The 13,899-nt window shown below is 27.0% G+C and carries 12 protein-coding genes; 8 read left to right on the forward strand and 4 right to left on the reverse strand.

Annotated elements, in window-relative coordinates; genetic code table 11:
• Positions 1–9: 9 nt before the first annotated feature.
• Both GFJ41_RS00780 and GFJ41_RS00785 read left to right on the forward strand, forming a co-directional pair.
• Positions 10–2,706, forward strand: coding sequence for an ATP-binding protein (locus GFJ41_RS00780; RefSeq protein ID WP_035113883.1), 2,697 nt, complete (start codon positions 10–12; stop codon positions 2,704–2,706).
• A 16-nt stretch (positions 2,707–2,722) separates the two neighbouring features.
• Positions 2,723–3,418, forward strand: coding sequence for a response regulator transcription factor (locus tag GFJ41_RS00785; protein ID WP_035113880.1), 696 nt, complete (start codon positions 2,723–2,725; stop codon positions 3,416–3,418).
• A gap of 281 nt (positions 3,419–3,699) precedes the next feature.
• On the opposite strand, the gene GFJ41_RS00790 is transcribed toward GFJ41_RS00785, so the two are convergent.
• Positions 3,700–4,119 carry a flavodoxin gene (locus tag GFJ41_RS00790; RefSeq protein ID WP_035113877.1) on the reverse strand — a complete coding sequence of 140 codons (420 nt, stop codon included), beginning with the start codon at positions 4,117–4,119 and terminating at the stop codon, positions 3,700–3,702.
• Positions 4,120–4,316: 197 nt separating this feature from the next.
• On the opposite strand from GFJ41_RS00790, the gene GFJ41_RS18990 reads away from it, so the two are divergent.
• The 4 genes from GFJ41_RS18990 (at position 4,317) to GFJ41_RS00810 (ending at position 9,007) form a co-directional block, all read left to right on the forward strand.
• Positions 4,317–5,036, forward strand: a complete 720-nt coding sequence (locus tag GFJ41_RS18990; RefSeq protein ID WP_035113874.1) for a ribonuclease H1 domain-containing protein — start codon at positions 4,317–4,319, stop codon at positions 5,034–5,036.
• A gap of 266 nt (positions 5,037–5,302) precedes the next feature.
• Complete coding sequence (locus GFJ41_RS00800) at positions 5,303–6,568, forward strand: MFS transporter (RefSeq protein WP_170074368.1); 1,266 nt, start codon at positions 5,303–5,305, stop codon at positions 6,566–6,568.
• Positions 6,569–6,675: 107 nt separating this feature from the next.
• Positions 6,676–6,900, forward strand: a complete 225-nt coding sequence (locus GFJ41_RS00805) for an alpha/beta-type small acid-soluble spore protein (RefSeq protein ID WP_035113871.1) — start codon at positions 6,676–6,678, stop codon at positions 6,898–6,900.
• Positions 6,901–7,051: 151 nt separating this feature from the next.
• Positions 7,052–9,007 (forward strand): sensor histidine kinase, encoded by a 1,956-nt coding sequence (locus tag GFJ41_RS00810; RefSeq protein WP_170074369.1) that lies wholly within the window; start codon positions 7,052–7,054, stop codon positions 9,005–9,007.
• A gap of 58 nt (positions 9,008–9,065) precedes the next feature.
• On the opposite strand, the gene tnpA is transcribed toward GFJ41_RS00810, so the two are convergent.
• The 3 genes from tnpA to GFJ41_RS00825 all read right to left on the reverse strand — a co-directional run bounded on the left by tnpA (position 9,066) and on the right by GFJ41_RS00825 (position 12,019).
• A complete protein-coding gene (gene tnpA, locus GFJ41_RS00815; protein WP_021429371.1) occupies positions 9,066–9,467 on the reverse strand; it encodes an IS200/IS605 family transposase in 402 nt (133 codons plus the stop codon).
• A gap of 9 nt (positions 9,468–9,476) precedes the next feature.
• Positions 9,477–10,544: an FUSC family protein gene (locus GFJ41_RS00820; RefSeq protein WP_035113868.1), complete on the reverse strand. Its 1,068-nt coding sequence runs from the start codon at positions 10,542–10,544 to the stop codon at positions 9,477–9,479.
• 122 nt (positions 10,545–10,666) lie between these two features.
• Positions 10,667–12,019 carry an MATE family efflux transporter gene (locus GFJ41_RS00825; RefSeq protein WP_170074370.1) on the reverse strand — a complete coding sequence of 451 codons (1,353 nt, stop codon included), beginning with the start codon at positions 12,017–12,019 and terminating at the stop codon, positions 10,667–10,669.
• 181 nt (positions 12,020–12,200) lie between these two features.
• Between GFJ41_RS00825 and GFJ41_RS00830 the strand changes: the two genes are divergently transcribed.
• On the forward strand, positions 12,201–12,839 hold the full coding sequence (locus GFJ41_RS00830) for a nitroreductase family protein (RefSeq protein WP_150842336.1): 639 nt from the start codon (positions 12,201–12,203) through the stop codon (positions 12,837–12,839).
• 460 nt (positions 12,840–13,299) lie between these two features.
• Complete coding sequence (locus GFJ41_RS00835; RefSeq protein ID WP_035113862.1) at positions 13,300–13,884, forward strand: accessory gene regulator B family protein; 585 nt, start codon at positions 13,300–13,302, stop codon at positions 13,882–13,884.
• The last annotated feature ends 15 nt before the right edge of the window (positions 13,885–13,899 follow it).

Raw genomic sequence — 13,899 nt, forward strand, 5'->3', positions numbered from 1 at the left:
GGGGGATTTATGAATAGACCAGATCCGGAAAGTTTATTAAATAAAATAAATAAAGAAGAAAAAAGCCAAAAAAGAGGTCAATTAAAAATTTTCTTTGGGTATGCAGCAGGAGTAGGTAAAACCTACTCCATGCTTGAGTCTGCACATAGTTTAAAAGAAAGTGGAATAGACGTAGTAGTTGGATATATAGAACCTCATTCTAGAAAAGAAACACTAGCTCTTCTAGATGGATTAGAGGTACTTGAATTAAAACATATAAAATATAAAACTATAGATTTAAAAGAATTTAACTTAGATTTAGCACTTAAAAGAAAACCAGAGGTTATACTAGTAGATGAACTAGCACACACAAATGCTAAGTGTTGTAGGCACAGCAAAAGATGGCAAGATATAGAGGAACTTTTAATAGCTGGAATAGATGTATATACAACTGTAAATGTACAACATTTAGAAAGCTTAAACGATATAATTGAAATTGTAGCTAATGTTTCAGTTAAAGAAACTATACCTGATAAGTTAATTGATATTTCATCACAATTAGAACTTATAGATGTAGAGCCAGATGTTTTGCTAGAAAGGTTTAACCAAGGTAAAATATATAAAAAAGAGCAAGCTGTAAAGGCACAAGAAAATTTCTTTGTAAAAGAAAACTTAGTAGCATTAAGAGAATTAGCTTTAAGAAAAACAGCTGAAAAAGTTAATAAAGAAGTTGAAATAACCAGATTATCAAAAGGTGGAGTAGAAGTATTGCCAACAAGTGAGACTATTCTTGTTTGCATATCTCCATCACCATCTACTGCTAAGTTAATAAGAACTGCATCTAGAATTTCTCAATCATCACTATCAAGGGTAATTGCTATTTATATAAAAGACCCTAACAAAGAAGAATTATCCAAAGAAGCAAAATCTCAACTAGATTCTAATTTAGAACTTGCAAAAAAGTTAGGAGCAGAAGTTGTATTATTGCATGGAGATAATATGGTAGAAGATATACTAAGGTATTCTAAAATGAGAAATGTAACTAAAATTATAATTGGAAGAAATCATAGAAAACATAGTGTATTTTCGAGGTTTGTAAAAAGAGATGTAGTTGATAAATTAATTGATGAGGCAGATCATATAGATGTGCATGTAATACCATATAAAGGTGAAAAAAGCAGATATTATAGACCTAAAAAACAAAATGGATTTATTTCTAAATTTAAAATTAGTGGAATAGATATAGTTAAAATATTTATTATAACGACGATAACAACGCTCATTGCACATGTATTAAAAAATGCTGGGTTTATACAAGAAAATATATATTTAATGTATATGCTGGATATAGCATTAATATCTGTATTTACAAATGGATATGGAACAGGTATAATAAGCTCTATTTTAAATATAATTCTATTAAATTATTTATTTACAAGCCCATTATATACACTAGATATAGATGATACTAACTATATAATTACTTTATTTGTATTTTGTATAGTTGGAATAATAACGTCATCACTTACATCAAGAATAAAGCAGCAAGTAGAAATTTATTCAAAGCGTGAACAAAATACACAGATGTTATATAAAGTTGGAAGAAGTTTTTTAAGATTATCAAATAAAGAAGATATTATAAATACTGGTTTAGAGCTTTTATCAATAGGATTAAATAAAAATGTTGCATGCTATGTAAGTGATAAAAATAAAAAGCAGTTAAATCTTTATAAAAATATAAAAAACAAACAAGACGAAGAATTTTTTATAAATGATTCTGAAAAAGCTGTTGCAACTTGGGCTTTTAATAATAATTCTATAGCAGGTACAGGGACAGATACTTTGCCAGGGGCAAATGGATTTTATATGCCTATAATTGGGATGAGCGAAACGCTAGGAGTGATAGGAGTAGCTTGTATTGATAAAAAACTTGATAATGAAGATATATGCTTAATTGAAGCAGTAATTGCTCAAATGGCTATAGCACTAGAAAGAGAAATTTTATCAGAAGTTCAAAAAGAGGCTAGTCTTGAAATAGAAAGTGAACGATTAAGAAGCAGTTTATTACGAGCTATTTCTCATGATTTAAGAACACCACTCGCTGGAATAAGTGGTGCTGTGAGTACTATAATTAAAAATAAAAGCTTGATAGATGAAAGTATTATTGATGAACTGTTAAATGGAGTATTTGAAGATACACAATGGTTAATTAGATTAGTAGAGAATTTACTTAGTATGACGAGGATAGATGAAGGCAAACTTGAGGTAACTAAAAATCCAGAAATAGTTGAAGAGGTTATATCACAATCTTTATCTCATATAAAAAAGAGAATCCAAGATATAAAAATTAAAATAGAAATGCCAGATAAAATACTTTTTGTGCCAATGGATGCAAAGCTTATAGAGCAAGTTTTTATAAATTTAATTGATAATGCTATAAAGTATTCAAATGGAGCATGCGAAATTAAAATAAGTGTATATGAATTAGGTAATAAGGTAGCTTTTGAAGTTATAGATAATGGTCCCGGAATTAATGAGAAAGTAATAGAGAATATATTTGATAGATTTTTTACTGGAGAATTAAATTATTCAGACTCAAGAAAAGGAGTAGGTCTTGGACTATCAATTTGTAAGTCAATAATAAATGCTCATAAAGGCGAAATAAGCGTCAAAAACAACTTAGGTAAAGGTGCAACTTTCAAATTTACACTACCTAAGGAAGATTAATTAAATGGGGGACAATATGAATAAGTATAGTATTTTGATTGTTGAAGATGATGATACAATTCGTAAATTTATAAATGCCTCTCTTACAACTCAAGATTATATAATAAAAGAGGCAATAAATGGGAAGGAAGGAATATCGCTAGCTATGTCACATTCTCCAGATGTTATATTGTTAGATTTAGGTTTAGGAGATATGGATGGGATAGATGTAATAAAAAATATAAGGAACTTATCTGATGTTCCAATAATTGTAGTATCCGCAAGAGAACAAGATAGAGAAAAAGTAGAAGCATTTGATATGGGAGCTGATGATTATATAACTAAGCCATTTTCAATAGCAGAATTACTAGCAAGAGTTAGGGTAGCTATTAGACACTCTGAAAAAAATAAACCGAAGGTAAACTCGAAAACTGATTTTGAATATAAAGGTTTATTTATAGACTTTGAAAAAAGAAAAGTTAGCGTTGATGGTGAAGAGATACATTTAACACCTAGTGAATATGACATACTATCATTACTCGTAAAATATCATGGAAAAGTTTTAACTCATAATTTTATTGCAAAAGAAATATGGGGAAGTGCACTTGGTAGTGAAATAAAATCATTAAGAGTATTTATGGCAACACTAAGACGAAAAATAGAAAAAGAGCCAGCCAATCCTGAATATATAATAACTGAAATTGGGGTAGGTTATAAATTAAATGACGAATAACAAAAAGGACTGTTACAATTGATAAATTGGGGGACAGTCCTTTTTGAAATTTGTTTGTTTTAGGAAATATACAATATTTTAAAATATAGGCTTACTTATGAGCTGAGTGAAATGATATTAATTATCATTTGCTCTAATATAATGATAATTGTTTTCAATTAAAAAGTCAATATTAAATTGAATAAATTTAAAAAAACTTAATATAAAAAATAGAGCTAATTTTTTAGCTCTATTTTTATGAACATAATAATTTTAGGATGCATTTATTGACTTTAAAAAATTTATAATTTAGCTATATTTTCTCCGAATTTAATACAAAGGTCTTTATCATCACCTTCGGGAGCTTCGTTTACTATTACTGATTCTAATGGAAGTTCAAAGCCGTATGAATCCATTTGTTTTTCCCATTTTTTCATCCATTCACCATCGCCCCATCCATAAGAGCCGAATAAAAATGCTTTCTTACCTGCACCTAGACCTTTTAAAGATTCTATGAAAGGCTCAAAGTCAACCTCTTCTAGATTTTCATCACCCATTGATGGGCAACCTAGTATTAATATATCTTCATTTTTTAAATCATCTACATTTACTGACTCTACTCTTAAAAGCTCAGCTGACTTACCTTGATTAGATAAACCACTACTTATAAGATTTGCCATAGTTTCTGTATTGCCAGTACCACTCCAATATATAATTTTCATAGTTTTACCTCCTAAATGGAATTGATAATTAATATCAATTGCTTAATTTAATGATAATTGTTTTCAATTACTCTGTCAATATAAAAAGTTAAAATATAGAAAAAAAGTTTATAAAGTTTATAAAATATTTGATAAATTAATAGATTCATAATAATATTAAGTTATAGACAAGGAAACTAAAGATAGGAGAGTATGCTGTGAGTAAAAAATTTTATGCAGTTAAAGTAGGAAAAAAACCGGGAGTTTATACAACTTGGGATGAATGTAAAGAACAGGTTAATAAATTTCCAGGTTCTATATATAAGAGTTTTAAAATATTAGAAGAAGCTGAAAAATTTGCAGGAATAAAGGTAGAAAACATATCAAAGAAATCTAAATCTAATGTTAAAAGTAAATTAACATCAGAATCTAAAGATAAAGAATTAAAGCCAATAAAAAGTAAAGCAAATGTAGATTACTTTGAAAACTACATTGAACCAGAAGATATAAAATGTAATTATGATATGATAGCTTTCGTTGATGGAAGTTATGATAGAGTATCAAAAACTTTTGGATCAGGTATTGCAGTAATTGATATTGAAAAAGATTTAATTCAAGAATATAAAACAGCAGGACATGATAAGTGGGATCAATGGAATATAGTAGGTGAAATAGAGGCTGCTAAATATGCTATAAAATTAGCTCATGATGAAGGATTAAAAAAGTTATGTATATATCATGATTTAAAGAACATTGCACTTTGGGCAGCTGGAGCTTGGCAGGCTAAAAATGAATACACTCAATCATATGTTAGATTTGTAGAAGATTACAGCAAAGATTTATCAATAACATTTATAAAAGTTAAAGGACATAGTTGTAATAAATATAATGATATAGCAGATAGATTAGCTAGAGAAGCAATAGAAGAATATTTATAAATAATAAAAAATATAGCTAGAAAGGGCTACTTTTATGTAGGCCTTTTTTAGTTTTAAGGAAATTATTATTTAAATTTTAGAATAATTTAAATATTTAAATAATTAATAATGGAATATATAAATTGATAAAATTAATAAAATCAATGCTTAAAATTGAATAAATTAAAAATGAAATTGAATATTTTAAGTGAATTAGTGACAAATATTACTCTCGTGTATATACTTATAGTATAAATAAAAAACTAAAACTAAAAGGCGGGTTAATTGTGGAGAGTATAAAAAGCTTTGAAAAACCTAAAAAATTATGGAATAAAAACTTTTTTTTATTGTGGCAAGGTCAGTTAGTTTCGTGTCTTGGGGACGCATTTTACTCTATGGCTTTAGGGTTTTGGGTTCTAGATAAAACAGGATCGTCATCTATAATGGGAATATTGATGGCAGCTATAAGCTTACCTAGAATTATAATTGGACCTTTTGCAGGAGTTATAGTAGATAGATTTGATAGAAAAAAGATGATAATTTTAGGAGATCTAATAAGGGGAATAGGAATTTTATTTGTAGGGTACGCAGCATATAAAAACATATTAGAAGTTTGGATGGTTATTTTAATTGGAGTAATATGTGGTGTATGTTCTGCATTTTTCAATCCGGCAATAAGTTCAGTTATTCCAGATTTAGTTTCTAATGATAACATAGTAAAAGCAAACTCAGCACAGCAAATGGCAGTGTCAACAACAAGTCTAGTAGGTAGCCTATCAGGTGGGTTTATATATTCAATTCTTGGAGCTTCAGTAATGTTTATATTTAATGGAATAAGTTACATTATATCAACTGTAACTGAAATATTTATAAGTATACCTAAAGTAGAGCAAAAAGAATCAAAATTGACATTTGGAGAAGATTTTAAAGAAGGACTAAACTTTACATTTGGTTTTAGGGGATTAGTGGTATTGCTTGCTGTATGTTTTGCGTTAAATTTTTTCTTTGCTATTTTTTCGATACTTTTAAGACCATGGTTTATGATGGAAGAATCTTTGGGAGTGGCAAGATATGGAGTTATATCTGCCTTCCAAAGCATAGGGATGATTGTAGCAAGTATATTACTTACAAATATAAATATAAAAGCTGAAAATAGAGCTAAGACAATGCTTATATCATTATTTTTAACTATCGTTTTTTTCTTTTTAGGAGTACTTATAAATAAATTTTATGTAATGTGTGTATGCTTTTCTTTTGGGTTATTTTTTAATACAATATCAAATACAGTTATGATGTCATCAATGATGGTTACTGTTCCACAAGATATGAGAGGGAAAGTCATGAGTATAGTTATGACTTGCTCTATAGCTATACAACCAATAGGAACATTAATAGGTGGAGTTCTTGGTGATATTTTTTATCCAAGAAGCATTATGATAGGTTGTTTTTTAATTTGTATGATAGGGTGTATACCTTTATTTTTTAGTAGAAGTACAAAGAAAATTTTAAACTATAATCCTGAAATCCAAAATTTAGAAGATATAAAAAGGTAAAATATTAATAAATTTTAAAATTTACAGTTGATTAACAGAAAATGCATAATAATACTTTTTAAAACTGTAAAAATTATAGATAATTACAGTTTAAGGAGGTAATTTTTATGACAAATAAACCGTTAGTAAGTAATGCAAAAAAAGCTTTAAATCAAATGAAGTTAGAAATGGCTGGAGAATTAGGGATACAAAGTGAACATATTAATGGAGCAAATAAAACGTCTTATGAAAGCGGAGTTATGGGTGGAAATTTAGGTGGAATGATGAGCAAAAAATTAGTTGAATTAGGGGAAAGAGAGTTAATTAGAGAATATAAGAATAAAAACAATTAATTAATTGGGCTAAATTTTAGCCCAATTTTTAAATTGTTTTTTTATGTTTTAATTTGGAAATTTTAAGCAGGATAAGAGAAAACTTGATATAATATTACTTGATAGAACAAATTCATACAAAAGATATTAAACAAGTAAGGGTTGGGGGAGAATGATACAAAAAAATAAAATAAATTTATTATGTATTTTAGTTGGATTAGCATGGTTTTTGATTTTTAATACAACGTATGCATCTGAAAAAGAAAAGCATGTTTTATTTATAAGCTCTTATAATCCTAATGTTGAAACATTTTCAGACCAAATTGAGGGGATACAGTCTGGAATAAATGAATATGTAAATCTTCAAATTGAGTATATGGATTCAAGAACATTTTTAGGAGAAGAAAACAAAGAGAAATTTTATGAATTACTCAAGCATAGGTTAAGAGATCAAAAAGGGTATGATGCTGTTATTTTAGGGGATGACCAAGCTTTTGAATTTGGTATGGAACATAGAGATGAATTATTTAAAAATACTCCAATAATCTTTTTAGGTGTAAGTTCTAATAATAATATTGAATTAGCAAAAAAATCAAAATTAGTTTATGGAATAACAGAACCACAATCTATAAAGGAAAATATAGACTTAATAAGGAAACTTCATAAAAACAAAGAGATAACAATTGTAACTGATGCATATTCAAATTCTTTAAATTTAGATTATAACTTAGATATATTAAAAAAAGAATTCAAAGATACAAAATTTAATTTGATTTCTTTAAAAGATATGAGTTTTGAAGAACTTAAAAAGAAATTAAAAACTTTAGGGGACAATGATGTATTGTTTGTAATGTATGCATATAGAGACAAATTGGGAAATGTAAAGTCTATAAAAGGTTCATATAAGCTAATTAGTGAAAGTACAAATGTACCAATATATTCAACTATGAATTATGGAATAGAATGTGGATTTATTGGTGGCAAAGTAGTTAGTCATGCTGAACAAGGAAAAGCGGCAGGTAAAATAGCAAAGGAAATATTAAATGGTGAAAGTCCAAAAGAAAAAATTATTGATGGTAATAAGCTAGATAATTACATATTTGATTATAATAAGTTAAAATTTTATAATATAAATATAAAAAAATTGCCAAATGACTCTCAAGTAGTTAATAGTCCAATTGACACTCTTTATAAATATAAAGAAATGGTATATGGGTATTTGTCATTAACAATAAGCTTATTAATTGTTATAGCTTCATTAATATTATATACTGTAAAAAAAATAAACTATCAAAAAGAGTTAATAAAAGCAAAAGAAACAGCAGAGAATATGCAAAAATCACAAAGTAATTTTATATCTAATATTAGTCATGAGTTAAGAACTCCAGTTGCTGTTATAATGTCTGCAAATCAAATATTAGATATTAATATGAAAAAAGTTAATAATAGTTATTCAGAAAGCAATTTGAATAAAACAAATATAATAAAGCAAAATTGCAATAGGCTTTTAAGACTTACTAATAATATTATTGATATAGCTAAAGTTGATTCGGGATTTATGAACTTGAAATTAAAAAATTTGGATATAATATTTTTACTAGAAAGCATAGTTACATCTGTTATACCATACGCGGACTGTAAGAATATAGATATAATATTTGATACTAATTGTGAAGAATTAATTATGAGCGTAGATCCTGATAAAATAGAACGAATAGTATTAAATTTAATATCAAATGCTATTAAATTTTCAAAAGACAATACAAATATATATATAAATGTAGATGTAGATGAAGAAAAAAATGTTCTTGAATTTTCAGTAAAAGATACTGGAATTGGAATGAAACCTGAAGATTTGGAACGAATATTTGATAGATTTACGCAAGTGGATGATATTATGGTCAGAAAAAATGAAGGAAGCGGAATAGGTCTATCTCTTGTTAAAATATTTACAAATATGCATAAAGGTGATGTTATTGTAAATTCAAAACTCGGAGAAGGAAGTGAGTTTATAGTAATTTTACCGATTAGATTTATTGAAACTGAAAAAGATAATGATTTTGAAATAAACTCTTATAGTTCAAGCAACTCAAAAGCTGCAGTAGAATTTTCGGATATAAATTTTTAAATATATTAAAAAATGGCATGTATATAAGTAAAACTATATCATGCCATTTAATTTAATGTTAACCTCTTTTTTTCTGAAGTTCTAAGTACTCATTTAAAACATCATCGTCAATTTCATCTTCTGTAGTTACAAAAGAGGCTCTAGTCCAAAGACTTTCCAAGTGGTTAAGATGCTCAAACTCACTTCTCAAAACCTTAGAAGAATTTACTTTGAATTTGACAATAATATCATGTGGACTTATATCAGAAAGAGCATTGACTTGAAGTTTACAGTAATCTTCTCCGCAATATATAGATAAGATTTTTATATTTAAAAGTTCTGCTTCAGACTTTATTACATCATAAAATCTTTTTTTCACCTCATCATTCTCAAAAATCTTTCTTCTATACCTAGGACAAAATACGTAATTGTACTTCAAATAGCTTATTCTTTTTTTATCTATCCTATATTTTTCTCTCATATAAATATATTACATATTAAATTTAAAAAATTCAACACTCTGATAAGTATTATTTAGATTAATACTATCGATAGATTCTTTTAATTTAATTAGGGATTCCCTATATTCTAAAACTCGCCCTAACAATAAAACACTTAGCGAATTATTTAGCTCAAATTTACTATGATCTATATCTAGTAGCTCAAAAACTTGAATATGATTATTGTTTAGCACATTATCTAATAAATATTTATTCTGGATAGTAAAATTAGATAAAAGTTCTTTTATATATAACTTTTCTTCAATCGATAAACTATTAAATTCACCTAAATTTTTAGAAATCAAACTTAAAAGATCATAATAACTTTCACAAACAATTCCTAGATAATCTAGAGTATTAATTTTATATTTATAATTTTTCAAGTGATTTTTAAGTGAATTAATTTTTGCTTCTTTATCTAAAGTTAATAAATTGGGTTTTATAGCTTGGCTATATAGATTTAAACTTTGAAGATTTAAAACATCTAAATTAGAGATATTAAAAAGCATATAATCAGTAATTTTAAAAGCTTCTTTGGAAAAATTAAAAATCAATTCCTCTACTTTAAATCCTTGGTTAATTGGCAAAATTAATTCATTTATAGTAATTGCTATAAGTGACCCGACCAAAATAGATGAAAGTCTTACTATTATTTTAGATGGATCACTCATAGTAAAAAATAAAATTAAACTACCTGAGACTAAGCTCATTAAACTGAGTTTTGTTTTATTTAGGTTAAGTTTATAAAAAATAAATACATTTAAAGAACAAATTAATGCAAGGGAATATATATTCCAATTAAAAATAGTACCTATACAAAAAGTGAGTATTGCTCCTAATATATTTGCAAAGAATCTTTGTATGCAATAAGTTCTAGCACCTGAAACAGTTGGAAGCATTGCAAATACAATTCCTACTGTTATTACAGTAGTTGACACTCTTAAATAATTAGTTAAACTACATAAATAAATGGATATGATAGATGATAAAAGAACTTTTAAAGCTCTAGTTTCATCTTTTATTGACAATCTTTGTAATATAAATTTATTATGACTCATAATTAGTCCTCCGATTAAATTATATTACAATATTGTATCGGTTAGATAGATTAATTGCAACAAAAATATCAGTTTAATACAAAAACTGATACTAAAAACAGTCTTAAAATGTTTTAAGACTGTTAAATATGAATAGATACAACATTAGATTCACTTAATGTATTTATTTTCTTAATATAATCAAGTATTAATGGAATACAAGCTGCAATCCAAGCCATAGGACCTGCTAAGCAAACTCCAAAATAACCTAAGAATAAAGGTAGTGTAAATGCAACAACTGTCCTAGCTAATAATTCACAAACTCCAGCCAACATAGGCACTAAAGTGTAGCCCATTCCTTGAAGTGCATTTCTATATATGAATATTAAGCTAAGTGGTATGAAGAAAAATGCAACTGTAGTTAGGTATTTCATAGAGTAAGCAACTACATCTGGATCAGAATTTGATACAAATAGCTTAACAAATTGATCACCAAATAAAAATAGTATAAGCCCTCCCACAAGACCTATAATAATATTTATAATAGTACATTTTTTAACGCCTTCTTTTATCCTATCTATATTTCTGGCCCCTAGATTTTGAGCACAATAAGTTGCCATCGTAACTCCGAATGTTATACTAGGTTGCATAACTAATTGCTCTACTTTAGATGCAGCAGTATGAGCGGCTACAACTGTTGAGCCAAATGCATTAACTGCACCTTGAAGTATAATTGCTCCTATAGCAGTTATAGAAAACTGAAGAGCCATTGGGATTCCAATACCTAAATGTTTTTTAAAATATAAACTATCAAATTTAAAATGTTTCTTTTCAAGTTTTAATATAGGAAATTTTTTAGCAGTATAAAATAAACATAAAACTCCCGAAACGCCTTGAGCAATTACTGTTGCATAAGCTGCTCCGGCAACTCCCATAGATAAATTTATTATAAAGAATAAATCAAGAATTATATTTAAAATTGATGCTACTATTAAAAAATATAGAGGTGTTTTACTATCACCAAGAGCACGGAGTATACTCGATATCATATTATAGAAAAAAGTAGCAAATATTCCTCCGTAGATAACTACTATATAAGATTGCGCGTCATCTATAATATCACTAGGTGTATTTATTAAGTGCAAAATTGATTTTGATGTAATAACACTTATAAATGTTATTAAAATTGACATAATAATAGATAGAACAATTGCACTTCCAACTGCTTTTTTTACTCCATCAACATCATTTGCTCCAAACTTTTGAGACACTAAAACAGAAAAGCCTGAAGTAAGACCTAATACGAATCCTATTATTAAAAAATTCATGGATCCAGTTGATCCAACTGCGGCAAGAGCCTTGACCCCTAAAAATCTTCCTACTATTATAGTATCAACCATACTATAAAATTGTTGAAATATATTACCTATGAGAAGTGGTATAGAAAAGTATAAAATTAGTTTTACTGGATTACCAGCGGTCATATCTTTTGTCATAAAATCCCCCTTTGTAAAAAAATATATGCTTGCATATGATAGCATTATTTAAAAATTCCGACAATACTATTATATTAAAATTATTAAAAAAGGATAATAAATTATATAAATAAAATAGTTTGACATAAAACTATTTTATTTATATAATTTAAATTAGTTTATAGACAAAGGAGAATTTAAAATGACAAACTTAGATTTTATATATAACCGTCAAAGTATAAGAAAATTCAAAGATGAACCTATTCCAAAAGAAGATATAATGGAACTTTTAAAGGCTGCAACATTTGCTCCATCAGCAAAGCATCAGCAAAACTGGCATTTTGTAGTACTTCAAAACAAAGATATGATAAATGAAATGGCTGATATAGTTACTAGAAGCCATGAAAAAATAGGTGAATTAGCAAAAACTGAAAAAGATAAAAAAATACATATGAGTGTTATAAACTATTATACATGTTTTAAAAATGCTCCTGTTGTTGTATTAGTTTATGGATGCGAGTATAAAATGATAGAATACAAGATTTTAAAAGAAAATGATGCTCCAAAGGATCTATTAGAGGTATTAGTATCTCCTCAATCAGGAGCTCAAAGCATAGGAGCAGCAGTTGAAAACTTCTTACTAGCAGCAACTCAAATGGGATATGGAACTTGTTATATGACAGGTCCTACTCATGCAAAAACTGAAATTGAAAATCTGATAGGATTTGAAAAGCCTGGATATGAGTTAATGTCAATGATAGCTTTAGGTGTTGCAGAGGATAATCAACCACAACAACCACCTAGAAAACCATTAGAAGATGTTACTACATTTATAGATTAAAACCTAAATTAAAACAAAGAGCTCAAATTAGCATACTAATTTGGGCTCTTCATTTTAAATACAATAAAAAACAAATTAAAAAAATTTTACATAAAAAAATAATTATACTATGGACTAATAAAAAAATAAATGGTATATTGTATACATAGACAACGAGATTAGACAAAAAACAACGTGACAATAGGAAATGACATAATTTATATAAAATTAAAGCACTTTAATATAAATATATTTTAAACAAAGAAGACTTAAGGAAGTTTTCAAAATCCCCCTAAAAGTACAATAATACTATTTAAAGACTGTTTTTAAAACAGTCTTTTTTGTTTGGAAAAGTCAGTTTTTGCATTAAAAAATGGTAAATATAAACATTTAATGACTAGTTTTTTAATTTGTATTGAATAAACAAATAGAAGATGGTAATTTAAAGTAAAAAGGTAAAAAGGTAAAAAGGGAGGACTTAATGATTGAATCACTTACCGACAGACTTGTGTCATTTCTTGTGCTAAATAATATAATAGACACAGAAAAATTTGAAAAATATAGAGATAAAATAAAATCTTTAATATTTTTGGCAATAAGCTTTGTAAGTGTAATTTTAGTTGGGATTATCTTCGGGAAAGTTACTCAAGGAATAATACTTTTAATATGTTATTTGATAATAAGAAAATTTGCCTGTGGATATAAAGCTAAAAGTTACATTATAAGATTACTAATGTTTATGGGGATATATATATTTACTATATATTCGAGTAGTTATGAGGATTTAACAACGTATAAGTTTTTAATTGTTTTATTTACAGTATTAAGTTGGGGATGTATATATGTTTTAGCGCCTGTAGAGAATATAAAAAATAAAATGGATTTTAATGATGTACTAAGAAAAAAAATTATATCTAGAGTAATAGCCACAATAATTACTTTTTTAACAATTACATTATTAAGGGTAGAAATTATAAATGAATATGCGGCATTTACTTGTAGTGCTTTATATTGGAGTGCATTTATGTTAGTACTGGGGACTATAAAAAATTACATAAACAATTAAGTAAAAAACATTTAT

It is taken from the genome of Paraclostridium dentum (assembly GCF_012922555.1).
Classification (GTDB): domain Bacteria; phylum Bacillota; class Clostridia; order Peptostreptococcales; family Peptostreptococcaceae; genus Paraclostridium; species Paraclostridium dentum.